Origin of the sequence: Thioclava sp. IC9 (genome assembly GCF_002213225.1) — a bacterium.
Lineage (GTDB): Bacteria > Pseudomonadota > Alphaproteobacteria > Rhodobacterales > Rhodobacteraceae > Thioclava > Thioclava nitratireducens.
In genome coordinates, this window is the sequence record NZ_NBNX01000001.1 from 986,143 (window position 1) to 999,535 (window position 13,393).

The 13,393-nt window shown below is 65.3% G+C and carries 13 protein-coding genes; 7 read left to right on the plus strand and 6 right to left on the minus strand.

The features are described 5' to 3' along the window. Nucleotides 1-152: 152 nt before the first annotated feature. From B6V76_RS04515 to B6V76_RS04535, 5 genes are all read right to left on the minus strand, one after another. Nucleotides 153-1,541 (minus strand): TRAP transporter large permease subunit, encoded by a 1,389-nt coding sequence (locus B6V76_RS04515; RefSeq protein ID WP_075774584.1) that lies wholly within the window; start codon nucleotides 1,539-1,541, stop codon nucleotides 153-155. A gap of 3 nt (nucleotides 1,542-1,544) precedes the next feature. Continuing rightward, nucleotides 1,545-2,228: a TRAP transporter small permease gene (locus B6V76_RS04520; RefSeq protein WP_075774583.1), complete on the minus strand. Its 684-nt coding sequence runs from the start codon at nucleotides 2,226-2,228 to the stop codon at nucleotides 1,545-1,547. 113 nt (nucleotides 2,229-2,341) lie between these two features. Further along, nucleotides 2,342-3,352 (minus strand): TRAP transporter substrate-binding protein, encoded by a 1,011-nt coding sequence (locus B6V76_RS04525; protein WP_075774582.1) that lies wholly within the window; start codon nucleotides 3,350-3,352, stop codon nucleotides 2,342-2,344. 220 nt (nucleotides 3,353-3,572) lie between these two features. Continuing rightward, nucleotides 3,573-4,799 carry a sigma-54 dependent transcriptional regulator gene (locus B6V76_RS04530; RefSeq protein WP_075774581.1) on the minus strand — a complete coding sequence of 409 codons (1,227 nt, stop codon included), beginning with the start codon at nucleotides 4,797-4,799 and terminating at the stop codon, nucleotides 3,573-3,575. Beyond that, on the minus strand, nucleotides 4,796-6,544 hold the full coding sequence (locus B6V76_RS04535; RefSeq protein WP_088721730.1) for an ATP-binding protein: 1,749 nt from the start codon (nucleotides 6,542-6,544) through the stop codon (nucleotides 4,796-4,798). Before B6V76_RS04535 ends, B6V76_RS04530 begins: the two co-directional genes overlap by 4 nt. Nucleotides 6,545-6,665: 121 nt before the next feature. On the opposite strand from B6V76_RS04535, the gene B6V76_RS04540 reads away from it, so the two are divergent. Next, nucleotides 6,666-7,856: a cytochrome P450 gene (locus B6V76_RS04540; protein WP_088721731.1), complete on the plus strand. Its 1,191-nt coding sequence runs from the start codon at nucleotides 6,666-6,668 to the stop codon at nucleotides 7,854-7,856. A 4-nt stretch (nucleotides 7,857-7,860) separates the two neighbouring features. On the opposite strand, the gene B6V76_RS04545 is transcribed toward B6V76_RS04540, so the two are convergent. After that, complete coding sequence (locus B6V76_RS04545; protein WP_075774578.1) at nucleotides 7,861-8,322, minus strand: Lrp/AsnC family transcriptional regulator; 462 nt, start codon at nucleotides 8,320-8,322, stop codon at nucleotides 7,861-7,863. Nucleotides 8,323-8,463: 141 nt separating this feature from the next. On the opposite strand from B6V76_RS04545, the gene cobA reads away from it, so the two are divergent. The 6 genes from cobA (at nucleotide 8,464) to B6V76_RS04575 (ending at nucleotide 13,260) form a co-directional block, all read left to right on the plus strand. Then, nucleotides 8,464-9,216, plus strand: coding sequence for a uroporphyrinogen-III C-methyltransferase (gene cobA / locus B6V76_RS04550; protein WP_075774577.1), 753 nt, complete (start codon nucleotides 8,464-8,466; stop codon nucleotides 9,214-9,216). Beyond that, nucleotides 9,213-9,500 carry a DUF2849 domain-containing protein gene (locus B6V76_RS04555; protein WP_075774576.1) on the plus strand — a complete coding sequence of 96 codons (288 nt, stop codon included), beginning with the start codon at nucleotides 9,213-9,215 and terminating at the stop codon, nucleotides 9,498-9,500. Before cobA ends, B6V76_RS04555 begins: the two co-directional genes overlap by 4 nt. A gap of 3 nt (nucleotides 9,501-9,503) precedes the next feature. After that, nucleotides 9,504-11,171 carry a nitrite/sulfite reductase gene (locus B6V76_RS04560; protein WP_088726765.1) on the plus strand — a complete coding sequence of 556 codons (1,668 nt, stop codon included), beginning with the start codon at nucleotides 9,504-9,506 and terminating at the stop codon, nucleotides 11,169-11,171. After that, nucleotides 11,158-11,928, plus strand: a complete 771-nt coding sequence (locus B6V76_RS04565) for a phosphoadenylyl-sulfate reductase (RefSeq protein WP_088726912.1) — start codon at nucleotides 11,158-11,160, stop codon at nucleotides 11,926-11,928. Before B6V76_RS04560 ends, B6V76_RS04565 begins: the two co-directional genes overlap by 14 nt. Continuing rightward, the gene (locus B6V76_RS04570) at nucleotides 11,925-12,296 is read left to right on the plus strand and encodes a DUF934 domain-containing protein (protein WP_075774574.1); all 372 of its coding nucleotides are present in this window, start codon (nucleotides 11,925-11,927) and stop codon (nucleotides 12,294-12,296) included. Before B6V76_RS04565 ends, B6V76_RS04570 begins: the two co-directional genes overlap by 4 nt. 145 nt (nucleotides 12,297-12,441) lie before the next feature. Then, nucleotides 12,442-13,260 carry a ferredoxin--NADP reductase gene (locus B6V76_RS04575; protein ID WP_088726766.1) on the plus strand — a complete coding sequence of 273 codons (819 nt, stop codon included), beginning with the start codon at nucleotides 12,442-12,444 and terminating at the stop codon, nucleotides 13,258-13,260. Nucleotides 13,261-13,393: the final 133 nt, after the last annotated feature.

Here is a 13,393-nt window from a genome sequence, read left to right on the forward strand (position 1 = left end):
CCCTAGCGGAAATATCCCGGGGCGCGCGCGCAGCGCGGGGCGGAGCACCCTAGACCGACCCCACAGAAAAGCGCGCCGCGTGGGGATGCCACGGGCGCGCCTAGTTGGAATGGCGGGACATCGGGCCGGAAGCAGCCCCTGCCCCGCTCGGGTTATTTCACGACCGTCTCCGGTCCCATCGCCATCGTCGGCAGCCATGTCGACAGGAACGGCACGTAGGTGACCAGGATCAGGAAGACGAAGAGCACGGCGAGGAAGGGCGCGGCCGCCTTCACGACCCGCATGATCGGCATTCCTGCCACGCCTGAGGTTACGAAAAGGTTCAGACCCACCGGCGGCGTGATCATCCCGATCTCCATGTTCACAACCATGATGATGCCGAGATGGATCGGATCGACGCCCAGCTCCATCGCGATCGGGAAGACCAGCGGGGCGACGATCAGGATGAGGCCAGAGGGCTCCATGAACTGACCGCCGATCAGCAGGATGACGTTGACGATCACGAGGAACATGATCTTGCCGAGACCTGCGCCGAGGAGCGCCTCGGTGATCTTCTGCGGAATTTGCTCGTCGGTCAGGACGTGCTTGAGGATCAACGCGTTGGCGATGATGAACATCAGCGTGATCGTCAGCTTGCCCGCCTCGAACAGCGTATCGCGCGTGCCCTTGTGCCAAATGGCGGTGATCAGTGCCTGCGGCTTCTTCAGAAGTGAGGTTTTTCGCTCGCCCTCGTCGAGCGGGCCCATGTCGCGATAGATGAAGTTCGCGACGAACCACGCATAGACGGCGGCGACGGCAGCGGCCTCGGTCGGGGTAAAGATACCACCCGTGATGCCGGGGATACCGTAGAGGCCCACCATGATGATCGCGATCAGCATCAGGCCCCAGAACGCGTCGACGAAGCTTGCAGCGACTTCGCCCCAGCCCTGCCACTCGCCTTTCGGCAGGTTGCGCTTGATCGCGAAGAACAGGATCGTGGCCATCAGCATCACGCCCGCAAGAAGGCCCGGAATGACGCCCGCAAGGAACATCCGCCCCACCGACACGTCGGTCGCCGAAGCATAGACGACCATCACGATCGACGGCGGGATCAGGATGCCGAGCGTGCCGGCGTTACAGATAACGCCAGCGGCGAAATCCTTGGAGTAGCCCACCTGACGCATCGCCGCGATGACGATGGAGCCGATGGCGACCACGGTTGCGGGCGACGAGCCCGAGAGCGCCGCGAACAGCATACAGGCGAATACGCCCGCGATGGCCAGTCCGCCCGGCAGGTGCCCTACCACGGCGATGGCGAAGCGGATGATCCGTTGCGCCACCCCCCCGGTCGACATGAAGCTTGAGGCGAGGATGAAGAACGGGATCGCCAGCAGCGTCGCGTGGTTGTCCATCGCGTCGTAGAGCGACTGCGCGATGGAGGCGAGCGAGGCGTCCGAAAAGATCAGCAGGAACAGCGTCGAGGCCAGGCCAAGAGAGACCGCGATCGGCACGCCGATCAGCATGAAGCCGATCACCATCACGAAAAGGAACAGGATATCCATGCCTCAGTCACCCTTGTTGAAATGGGCCACGTCGGCCACTTGGTCTTCGGCTTCGTGGCTCACGATCAGCGCCGCACGCGTGCCCGTGGCGACCCCGATCGCCGCCTGCACGAAGCGGATCAGCAAAAGCGTCACGCCGATCGGCAGGATCAGATAGGGGATGAAACGCGGCAACTTGTCATAGGCCTCGCCCATGTTGAACCGGTCGCCGAGCCAGACGGCGAGCCAATCCGCGATCGGTACCTGGTCGGTCTCGTAGAAGGCGCGGTCGCGCGTCTCCTGGAAGCCGGTCGGGAACCAGCGCCCCGAGGTCTGCTCGAACCCGGCGAACGGCGCCCAGTAATCCCAAGCCCCTTTCAGCAGCAGGACCGCGTAGAGAATGCACAGGCCCGCCGCGACGAGGCTCATGGCCTTGCGCGGTCCGGGGCGCAGCATGTTGATAATTGCATCGACGCCCAGATGCGCGGTCACTTTCACCGCGTAGCTCATGCCCAGAAGTACCAGCCAGGCAAACAGGATCAGCGTCGTCTCCAGCCCCCAGATCAGCGAGGAGTTGAAGACGTAGCGCAGTACGACATTGACGAAGGTGATCACCGTCATGACGCCGAGGATCAACGCGATCAGCGTCTCCTCGAGGTTGTGGATCGCCCGCGAAAACCCGTTACGCGGCTCATAGCGCTGGCTCATGGCTCACTCCGGTCTGAGGTCGAGAGGTGAAAGTGGCGCGCGCGGGTGATGTGGGGGCCGCGCGCGCCGTGAGATCGGGCGACGGGTGGGGTCCGTCGCCCGTCCGTTCCGGATCAGTGCTTGGCGTTGATCGCCTGCGCTGCGTCGATGTTTTCCTGACCGACGTCATCCTTGAACTGGTCCCAGACCGGTTTCATCGCATCGACCCATTGCTGGCGCTGCTCGGGCGTCAGTTCGCGGATCGTCGCACCGGCATCGAGGATCGCCTGACGGTTCTCTTCGTTGACCTGGTTCACGGCGGCGTTGCGCTCCTGCGTGACCTCGTCGAGGATCGACTTGATCTGGTCACGCATCGCCGGATCGAGGCTGTCCCACCAGTCGACCGAGGTCACGACCATGTAGTCGAGCAGGCCGTGGTTGGTTTCGGTGATGCCGTCCTGCACTTCGTAGAACTTCTGCCCGTAGATGTTCGACCAGGTGTTCTCCTGCCCGTCAACCACGCCGGTCTGCAGCGCGCCATAGACTTCCGAGAAGGCCATCGGCTGCGGCGACGCCCCCAGCGCTTCCATCTGCGCGATCAGCACGTCGGAGGGCTGCACGCGGAACTTCAGACCCTTGGCGTCGCCCGGCACCAGCAGCGGCTTGTTGGCCGAGAACTGCTTGAGGCCGTTATGCCAGAAATCGAGGCCCAGCAGACCGCGACGCACCATCGCCTCTTTCATCGACTGGCCGACTTCGGAATTCTGGAATTCGTCCACGGCTTCCATGTTCTTGAACATGAAGGGCAGATCGAAGATGCGGTATTTCTTTGTGAAGGTCTCGAATTTCGACAGCGAGGGCGCAGCCATCTGCACGTCGCCCTGCAGCATCGCTTCCAGCACCTGATCATCGTTGTAGAGGGTGGAGTTCGGGTAGACTTCGACGCAGGCCTTGCCGTCCATCTCTTCGTTCACGCGCTTGGCGAACAGCGCCGCCGCGATCCCTTTCGGGTGCTTGTCGGTATTGGTGACGTGGCTGAACTTGATGACCATTTCGCCTTCGTCGCAGCCCGTCGGATCGGCCATTGCGACCGAGGCCGAAGCCATGAGGGCGAGCGCCGAAACGGCGGCGGTAAATTTCTTCATAATGTCCTCCCGGTATTCATGTCACGCCGGTCCTCCCCGGCATCGGGGCAAGCAGAAAGGCGCCGAGAGATCCGATCAACTGTTTCGTGAAGCTCTTGTGACAAGTCCGATTAACCTATTTATATCCATGCCTTACGAGAAATCCCCAACCCCGCGTCGACGAGAGGTGTGCGAAATCCCGCACAGATACAGGCGGCTCCGTGCGAATCCTCGCCCGCCCCTAGTCGCGGTAATCGTCGGGCCGCAGCCCATGGCGTGCGAGCTTGTCGTAGAAGGTCTTGCGCGGCAGCTTCAGCGCGGCCGCCGCCTCGGTCGCGTTGCCGCCCGCGCGGGTCAGCGCCTCGGCCAGCAGCGACTTCTCGACCGCCGCCATCCGCTCGGACAGGCCCAGCTCCGCCGGCGGCTCGCCCGCCTCCAGCCCCATCGCGAAGCGCATCGCCTCCGACATAAGCGCGCGGGCATTGCCGGGCCAGTCGCGGGCCATCAGCTGTGCGGTCATCTCGGCCGGGATTTCGGGCGCGCGCAGGTTGGCCTGTTCGCAGGCGGTGGCGACATAGTGGCGAAACAGCGCGGGAATGTCCTCGGGGCGTTCCGAGAGCGAGGGGATACGCACCTTCAACGCCTCCAGCCGCCAGTAGAGATCGGGGTGGAAGCGCCCTGCCCGCGCCTCGCCTGGCAGGTCGCGATAGGTGCCCGCGATAAGGCGCGTGGCAGGCCGGGTCTCCAAGAGCTCGATCAGCGCGAATTGCGCCGGGCGCGGCAGGTCGGCCACCTCGTCTAGGTAAAGCGTGCCGCCCTCGGCCTGCGCGAAACCGGCCTCCAGCGCCTCCACGTCGAGGCCCGCCGCGGCGAGTTTAACGAAGGGACGGCGCGCATTGGTCGAGAGTAGATGGATCACCTCGGCGAGCTTGGAATTGCCCGCACCCGGCGCGCCGGTGATCAGCACCTCGGCGCCCGAGCGCGCCGCGCGACGGGCCGCTTCGCGCAGGCCCTCCGCCACCGGAGAGTCGCCAACCAGCATCCGTGCCGCGGCATCGCCACGCTTGCCGGCGGCCCGCGAGAACCGCGCTTCCATCACGCGCGCGCGCGTCTCCAGCGCCTTCTCGACAACGGCCAGCAAGTCCTTCCCTGCGCAAGGCTTTTCCAGAAAGTCGAACGCGCCCGCTGCCATCGCGCGCACTGCCATCGGCACATCGGCCTCGCCGGTCAGCAGGACGACGGGCAGCTCCGCATCGGCCTTCTGCACGAGGTCCAGCAGCGCGAACCCGTCCTTCCCGGGCATCCGGATATCGGTGACCACGATTCCCTCGAACTCGGTCGAGATATGGTCCTTCGCTTCGATATAGCTGCCTGCGAGCGTCGGCTTCAGCCCAGCCAGTTCCAGCGTCTGGCCTAGCGCCTCGCGCACCGCGCGGTCGTCATCGACAAAGAGAACCCGGCGCATCATGTCTCCACCTCGGTTGGTCTGGGTTGGCTCGCAGCTTCGCGCAGATCGATGGTGAAACGCGCGCCGCCGCCGGGCACATTCTCGCCGCGCAGGTTGCCGCCGAACCCTTGCACAAGCCCGTAAGAGATCGAAAGGCCGAGGCCAAGCCCCTCTGCCGATCCGGCTTCCTTGGTCGAGTAGAACGGATCGAAGATACGCTCGGGGTCGCGGATGCCCGGTCCGGTGTCGCGCAGGCTGAGGCGGATCATGCCATCCGTGCGCGCCATGCGGATCGTCAGGCGGCGCTCGGGCTGGCCCTCCATCGCCTCGATCGCGTTCGAGATCAGGTTGATGACGACCTGACTGAGCCGCACCTCGCCGCCCATAACGATGGCGGGGAAGTCGGGGCGCTGCCAGTCGACGGTGACGCCCGCGCGCTTCAGCCGTTCGTCGAGCATCTCGAGCGCGCTTTCCACCACCGCCGCGAGACCGACGCGGGTCGCGGGTTCGCTTTCTTGCCGCGCAAAGGCGCGCAGGTTGCGGATGATGCGCGCCATACGGTGCGCCATCGCGCCGATCTTACCCAGCGTTTCGCCCGCCTCTTCTGTCCGACCGCGATCGAGCAGCAATTCGGCATTCTCTGCATAAGACGAGATCGCCATCAGCGGCTGGTTCAGTTCGTGACTGATCCCCGCCGACATCTGCCCCAGCGCCGAAAGCTTGCCCGCCTGCACCAACTCGGCCTGCGTGCGGCGCAATTCCTCGTTCGCGGTCGACAGCTCCGCCGTGCGCTCCGCCACGCGAACCTCAAGCGCGGCATTTGCCTCTGCCAACGCGCGCCTGCGCTCCCACAATGCGAAGATCACCGCCCCCACGGCCAGAAACCCGGCCGCCGTCGAGAGCGCGGCAAGCCGCGCCGCGCGCAGCACCGGATCGGCGGCGGCGAGCGCGTGACCCTCCATCTGGATCACCGGCAATTCGCGCGACACATCCAGCGCGGGACCGGCGAGCGAGCCATCCCCCGACACCAGACGATGGCCCGCCAGATTGCGTTCGCGCAAGTGAAGCACCCCGGCGAGCGAGCCCGCCGGATAGGTCGCGGGATCGGGGCGTGCGCCCGGTTCGGACAACAGCACCAGATCGGTCCGATTGGTCAGGAAGCTCACCCCGTCGGCATCGGTAAACCAGACGGGCACCGGGTTGCCGCGCCCCTCGGCCTCGACATCCTCGGCATTCAGCCGCAGCAGCACGATCCCCGAGACGCGGCCGCCAGAGGCGAAGACAGGTGCGGCGAAGACGAACAGCCGGTCGCCGGTATCGGGATCGACGAAATGTTCTGACCCAGTCGCGCCTTGCGCGGCGCGGGCCAGCGCCCGGTTCATCGTGACCCGATCGGGACTGTCCGCAGGGCCCGCGAGCACCGTGCCTCCCGGCGCGATCAGCCAGATGTCGCGCGCGCCCGCGTGATCGGCCAAGCGCTGCAAGGTCAGGCTCACCGCGTCATCGCGCCACGTGCCGACCGCCTTGCCTCCTTCGGCAAAACGCCCCGCCAGCGCGACCACGTCGGGATGATCGGCGGCCAGAACGGCCACTTCGCGAAACTGCAGAAGGGCCGCCACCAGACGATCCGAGGCCAGCCGCAGGTCGGACTGTCCCTGCGCCTCGATCCGCGCCAGACCCTCGCGCGCCGAGACCCGCCACACCCCGATCGAGGCGGCGAGCGTCAGCGCGATCCAGATGAGCAATATGGCGACACGGCCCAGCATCAGCACTCTCCCGCCCTTTCCTTGCGACCAACCGCGCGGCAATGCAAGGCGGCGTGTTCGCTTGGTCTTGCATCCCGCGGCGCCTTCTGCCCAATCTGGCCTCCGACCAAACGGAGCGCCGATGCAGACCCTTTCCCAATCCCCGCTCGACCCAGATTTCGTGCAGAACCCTTACCCGTTCTATGACCGCGTGCGTCAAGGCGCGCCTCTCGTTCAATGGCCCGAATACGGGTTTCACGTGACTGCGCGCGCCGCGATCGTCGGCGCGGCGCTGCGGGACCGGCGGTTGGGGCGCGAAGCCCCGCCAGAACACGCGGTGGAGGTTCCGAAGCATCTCGAGCCCTTCTATGCGATCGAACGTCATTCGATGCTGGAGTTGGAGGCGCCGACCCACACCCGCCTGCGCAAGCTGGTGACGAAGGCCTTCACCCCGCGCCGGATCGCAGGCATGGAGGACGAGATCGCGACACTCTGCCACCGGCTGGTCGACGAACTGCCCGAGGGCGGCTGCGACCTGCTGGAGCATTTCGCGAAACCCCTTCCGGTGATCGTGATTGCGCGGCTTCTGGGCGTGCCGGAGAAGGATGCCGACAAGCTTCTCGCGTGGTCGAACGCGATGGTGCAGATGTATCAGGCCCGCCGCGACATCAGCCTCGAAGAAGACGCGGCGCGGGCCTCAGCGGAATTCGCGGAGTATCTCGGGGACCTGATCGAGACCCGCCGCAAAACGCCCGACGACGATCTGATCTCGGAACTGATCGCGGTCGAGGAGGAAGGCGTTCACCTGAGCCGCGACGAGCTGATTTCCACCGTGATCCTGCTCCTGAACGCGGGTCACGAGGCGACCGTCCACCAGATCGGCAACAGCGTGAAGACCCTCGTCGAGCAGACCGTCGCGCCGCATTGGCTGGAGCCAGAGCGGATCGACGGCACGGTAGAGGAACTTCTGCGCTTCGATCCGCCGCTGCACTTGTTCACGCGATGGCTCTACGAGGACATGGAGTTTCAGGGGCAAATGCTGCGGAAAGGCGAACGGATCGGGCTGCTACTCGCCGGTGCGAACCGCGACCCGTCGGCTTGGGACGATCCGAGCGCCTTCGACCCGTCCCGCCCGGTGCGCATCAATTTCAGTTTCGGCGCAGGGGCGCATTTCTGCATCGGCGCGCCGCTGGCCCGGCTGGAGTTGAAACTCGCCCTGCCGATTCTGATGGAGCGGCTACAGGGGCTCGATCTGCCGCGCCGCCCCTATTACGCCGATCTCTACCATTTCCACGGGCTGGAGAAGCTGGAGACCACCTACACCAAGCGCTGATCGCTCACAGCGGCAGTGCGGTGGTGGATTTCAGCTCTTCCATCGACAGAAGCGCCGTGACGTTGTGAATTTTCACTTCCGAGATCAGCGCCTGATAGAAGCGGTCATAGGCGCGCGCATTCTCGACCCGCACTTTCAGGATGTAGTCGATATCGCCGGCAAGGCGGTGCGCTTCCATCACCTCGGGGCGCGCGCGCAGGGTGGCGAGGAACTTGTCCTGCCATTCGGCCTCGTGCTCGGACGTTCGGATCAGCACGAAGAAACAGGCATCGAACCCAAGCGCCTCGGGATCGAGGATCGCGGTCTGCTTTCCGATCACCCCCGCCGTGCGCAATTTGCGAATCCGGTTCCAGACCGGGGTCTTGGAAGAGCCTGTTTTCCGCGCGATTTCGTCGAGCGACTGGCTCGCATCGTCCTGTAGCTCCGCGAGGATTTTCCGATCCAGCTCGTCGATCTGCACCGCCATTCCGATTTCCCTCCGATAGAAAGGAGATTGTTACTCCCACCAAACCCATAATGAACGCACGTCCTTATTGGCAAGGGCGTATAGCCAAAAACGAGAACATTTTCCTATATTAGCGCTCAAGACGCAGACGAGGAGCGTGACATGGAAACTCTCGAAACTCAGACCCAGGTGACCCTTGCCGGCGCAGGTCCGGGCGACCCGGACCTGCTGACCGTGGCGGTGCTGCGCGAGATGACGTGCGCCGATGTCATCCTGCACGACACGCTGGTGAGCGCCGAGGTGCTCGCACTTGCAGGTCCGCAGGCGAAGTTGATCGAGACCGGCAAGACCGGTTTCGGCCCCTCGATGAAGCAAAGCGACATCTCGGACCTGATCGTCCGCCTCGCGCGCGAGGGGCAGCGGGTGCTCCGCCTGAAATCCGGCGATCCAGGTGTGTTCGGGCGGCTGGGCGAAGAGTTGGACGCGCTCGACGCGGCCGGGATCGCCTATCGCGTGCTGCCGGGCATCACCGCTGCTTCCGCCGCCGCCGCATCGCTCGGCCAGAGCCTGACCGAACGCGGCCGCAATCGCGAGCTGCGCCTGCTCACCGGCCATGACGCCGACGGGCTCGCCGAACAGGATTGGACGGCGCTCGCTCGTCCCGGCGCGGTCGCGGCGATCTACATGGGCAAGCGCGCGGCCCGCTACGTGCAAGGGCGCCTGATGATGCATGGCGCCTCCCCCGCGACCCCGGCCTGCGTGGTCGAGAACGCCTCGCGCGCCGATCAGGTGATCCGCCCCGCGACGCTCGCCACCCTTCCCACCGTTACCGCCGAGGCCAAGGGCCCCGCCGTGATCCTGCTGGGCCTCGCCCCGCGCGACGCCCGCATCGCCCTGAAGGAGGTCGCGCTATGAGCAAGAAATTCATCCCCGGCGTGATCAGCGCCAACGATCTGCGCGAAGGCCATGTCGTCTACATGAACGACGCGGGCCAATGGGTTCTGCGCCTGAGCGACGCCGCTTTCCTCGACGATCCGGTGATTGCCGAGATGTGGCTCGATCTGGCCAATGCGCAGCCCGACAAAGTCGTCGGCGCCTATCTCGCGCCCGCCACGCTTGGCCCGAATGGCCCCGAGCCCGCGCATTTCCGCGAGGCCTTCCGCGCCTCCGGCCCTTCCATCGAGCTACCCGGGAGCTGATCCATGTTCCAACCCAGCGATTTCGACCGCGCCGCCGTCCGCGCGCGCGCCGAGCAGTTTCGCCATCAGGTCGCGCGCCGCCTCGACGGCAGCCTGACCGAAGACGAGTTCAAGCCGCTGCGCCTGATGAACGGGCTCTATCTGCAGCTGCACGCCTACATGCTGCGGGTGGCGATCCCCTATGGCACGATCAACGCGCGGCAAATGCGCCAGCTCGCCAAGATCGCAGATGTCTGGGATCGCGGCTATGGGCATTTCACGACGCGCCAGAACATCCAGTTCAACTGGCCGAAGCTGGTCGATGTGCCGGACATGATCGACGCGCTGGCCGATGTCGGCATGCACGCGATCCAGACCTCGGGCAACGCGATCCGCAACACGACGACGGACGCCTTCGCGGGCGCCGCCGCCGACGAGATCGCCGATCCGCGCCCCTATGCGGAGTTGATCCGTCAATGGTCCACCGACCATCCGGAATTCCAGTTCCTGCCGCGCAAGTTCAAGATCGCGATCAATGGCGCGCGCGCCGACCGCGCCGCGATCCGCGGCCACGATGTCGGCCTGCAACTGGTCGAGCGCGATGGCGAGATCGGTTTCCAGGTCTTCGTGGGCGGCGGTCTGGGCCGCACCCCGATGATCGCGAAGGAACTGCGCAGCTTCCTGCCAGTGGCCGATCTGCTGCCCTATCTGGAGTCGATCGTAGCGGCCTGGAACCTCGCAGGCCGGCGCGACAACAAATACAAGGCACGCATCAAGATCACCGTGCACGAGCTTGGAATCGAGACGTTTTCCGAGATGGTCGAGGCCGAATTCCCGGCCCGCCGCGCGGCCTTCAAAGGTGCCGATCAGGCGATCCTCGCCGATCTCAAGGCGCAATTCGCCCCGCCCGCGCTGCCTGCGCGGGAGAGCGAAAGCTATGACACCGCGCTCAATGTCGATGCGCTGCTGCGCGACTGGGCCGCGCGCTCGGTCTCGCCCCATCACAACCCCGATTACGGGGTCGTCACGGTCAGCCTGAAGGATCACGGCGCGCCTCCGGGCGATGCCACCTCGGACCAGATGCGCCTGTTGGCGGAGCTTGCCGAACGCTACGGCCAGTCGGAGCTGCGCATCAGCCACGAGCAGAACGTGATCCTGCCGCATATCGCGAAGGCCGATCTGCCCGCGCTGTTCGAGGCCCTGCGCAAGGGCGGCCTCGCGACTGCGAATATCGGCCTGACCTCGGATATCATCGCCTGCCCCGGCATGGATTACTGCGCGCTGGCCACGGCCCGCTCGATCCCGCTGGCACAGCAGATCGCGACCCATTTCCGCGACCTCGGGCTGGAGCAGGAGATCGGTGCGCTCAAGATCAAGATTTCGGGCTGCATCAACGCCTGCGGCCACCACCATCTGGGCCATATCGGCATCCTCGGTCTCGACCGCGCGGGCGTGGAGAACTACCAGATCACGCTCGGCGGCGATGCGACCGAGACGATGGCGCTTGGCGAACGCGCTGGCCCCGGCTTTGCCTATACGGAGGTGATCCCCGCGCTGGAGCGTCTGCTGCGTGCCTATCTCGAACTGCGCGAAAACGCGACCGAGAGCTTCCTCGAAGCGCTGCGTCGCCTTGGCCCGGCCCCGTTCAAAGAGGCGCTCTATGCAGAGGCTCAACGCCATGCCGCTCAGTGATGGAACGGATATCGCCCCCCGCGTCGCCGGGCTGAACGAACGCTACCGCCACCACGCCGCAACCGCGGTGATGGAGCGGGCGTTGCGGGACCCCGATGTGGGCAATGTCGCGCTGGTTTCGTCCTTCGGGGCGGAGTCGGTGGTGCTCTTGCATATGGTCTCGGTGATCGCGCCCGGCACGCCGGTGCTGTTCATCGACACGCAAATGCTGTTTCCTGAGACGCTCGCCTATCAGCGCGACGTCGCGCACAAGCTGGGCCTGACGAATGTCCAGGTGATCCAGGCCGATCGGGCCGCGATCGCCCGCGACGATCCGGATGGCACTTTGCACCAGTACAGCACCGATGCCTGCTGCACCCTGCGCAAGACGGTGCCGCTGGAAAATGCGCTGTCGGGCTATGATGCGTGGATCACCGGGCGCAAACGCTTTCAGGGCGGGCAGCGCGCGGCGCTCGACTTCTTTGAGGTCGAGACCGAGGCGCGGATGAAGATCAACCCGCTCGCCCATTGGGACAAGCAGGATGTGCAGGATTACATGGTCGAGAACCGCCTGCCGCGCCACCCGCTCGTGGCGCAAGGCTATCCCTCGATCGGCTGCGCGCCCTGCACCTCGCCTGTGAAACCGGGCGAGGACGAACGCGCGGGCCGCTGGCGCGGCGCCGCCAAGACCGAATGCGGCATCCACTTCATCGGCGGCAAGGCCGTACGTGTGAACAGTGAGGGCCAAGTGATTGAGAACAAGGAGAATGTGGCATGAGCGTGATCGTTCGCGACGACGGCTTCCACGAGGATGACTTCACCGGGGCGAGCCTCGATATCGCGCCGGAGACCGATGCGGGATATCTGCCCGCGCTGATCGACGGCGCCGAGATGATCCGCGTCCTGTTCCCGACCTTCTCGGACGGGCGTGGCTTCTCGCTGGCGCGCCGCATCCGTGCGCTCGGCTATTCCGGCCGGCTGCGCGCGGCGGGCCCGCTGATCGCGGATCAATACGCGATGGCGCGGCGCGTCGGCTTTGACGAGGTCGAAATCCCACCGGAGCTGGCCGAGCGCCAACCGCAGGCGCAATGGCTCTTCCGCGCCGACTGGGCCGCGCATGACTACCGCGCGCGGCTTGCCGGCTGAGGCTTTCGCCTGCAGCCGATATCCGATAAACCCCACCCGTGACCGGCAATTGAGCCAGATCAAGGGCCAGCGCTGACGCAAGCTGTATCCGATCTGCATATTTGCCAGACCGAGGCGCCTGCCCCGGCCCGAGAGAGATATGACAATGAACGAGAGCGCCGTGACCGAGATCCCCAAGGTGAAAACCCTGCCCGACGCGCAGACTGTGACCGAAGTGACCCACTGGACGGACCGGCTGTTTTCCTTCCGCGTGACGCGGCCGCAATCCCTGCGCTTCCGCTCGGGTGAATTCGTGATGATCGGACTGATGGGCGACAATGGCAAACCGCTGCTGCGCGCCTATTCCATCGCCTCGCCGAACTGGGACGAGGAGCTGGAATTCTACTCGATCAAGGTGCCCGATGGCCCGCTGACCTCGAAGCTGCAGCATATCAATGTGGGCGACCAGATCATCCTGCGTCCGAAGCCCGTGGGCACGCTGGTCCATGACGCGCTGCTGCCCGGCAAGCGCGTTTGGTTCCTCGCCACCGGCACCGGCATCGCGCCCTTCGCCTCGCTGATGCGCGACCCCGAGACCTACGAGAAGTTCGACGAGGTCATCATGATGCATACCTGCCGGACCGTCGCCGAACTGGAATATGGCCGGCAGCTGGTCGAGAACCTGATCAACGATCCGCTGATCGGCGAGATGGTCGAGGGCAAGCTGAAATATTACCCGACCACGACCCGCGAGGAATCCCCCCATATGGGCCGGATCACCGACAATCTCGAGAACGGCAAGGTGTTCAAGGATCTCGGCCTCGAGCCGATGAACCCCGAGACCGACCGCGCGATGGTCTGCGGCTCGCTCGCCTTCAACAAGGACGTGATGGCGGTGCTCGAAGGATTCGGCCTGCGCGAAGGCGCGAATTCCGAGCCCCGCGAATATGTGGTAGAGAAGGCCTTCGTCGGCGACGGCATCTGAGCATATCTGGGGGCGCTGCCCTCGCCGGCGCCGGACCGCGGCAAACGTCAGAGAATGAGGGGGCTCTGCCCCCTCGGGCTTCGCCCTCACCCCCGGGATATTTGAACAAGCCCGATGGGAACACCCGACGCGC

Bases quoted from the DNA above. Each gene is read 5' to 3' on its own strand.
- B6V76_RS04515 (WP_075774584.1), bottom strand. From the start codon at position 1,541: ATGGATATCCTGTTCCTTTTCGTGATGGTGATCGGCTTCATGCTGATC.
- B6V76_RS04520 (WP_075774583.1), bottom strand. From the start codon at position 2,228: ATGAGCCAGCGCTATGAGCCGCGTAACGGGTTTTCGCGGGCGATCCAC.
- B6V76_RS04525 (WP_075774582.1), bottom strand. From the start codon at position 3,352: ATGAAGAAATTTACCGCCGCCGTTTCGGCGCTCGCCCTCATGGCTTCG.
- B6V76_RS04530 (WP_075774581.1), bottom strand. From the start codon at position 4,799: ATGATGCGCCGGGTTCTCTTTGTCGATGACGACCGCGCGGTGCGCGAG.
- B6V76_RS04535 (WP_088721730.1), bottom strand. From the start codon at position 6,544: ATGCTGGGCCGTGTCGCCATATTGCTCATCTGGATCGCGCTGACGCTC.
- B6V76_RS04540 (WP_088721731.1), top strand. From the start codon at position 6,666: ATGCAGACCCTTTCCCAATCCCCGCTCGACCCAGATTTCGTGCAGAAC.
- B6V76_RS04545 (WP_075774578.1), bottom strand. From the start codon at position 8,322: ATGGCGGTGCAGATCGACGAGCTGGATCGGAAAATCCTCGCGGAGCTA.
- cobA (WP_075774577.1), top strand. From the start codon at position 8,464: ATGGAAACTCTCGAAACTCAGACCCAGGTGACCCTTGCCGGCGCAGGT.
- B6V76_RS04555 (WP_075774576.1), top strand. From the start codon at position 9,213: ATGAGCAAGAAATTCATCCCCGGCGTGATCAGCGCCAACGATCTGCGC.
- B6V76_RS04560 (WP_088726765.1), top strand. From the start codon at position 9,504: ATGTTCCAACCCAGCGATTTCGACCGCGCCGCCGTCCGCGCGCGCGCC.
- B6V76_RS04565 (WP_088726912.1), top strand. From the start codon at position 11,158: ATGCCGCTCAGTGATGGAACGGATATCGCCCCCCGCGTCGCCGGGCTG.
- B6V76_RS04570 (WP_075774574.1), top strand. From the start codon at position 11,925: ATGAGCGTGATCGTTCGCGACGACGGCTTCCACGAGGATGACTTCACC.
- B6V76_RS04575 (WP_088726766.1), top strand. From the start codon at position 12,442: ATGAACGAGAGCGCCGTGACCGAGATCCCCAAGGTGAAAACCCTGCCC.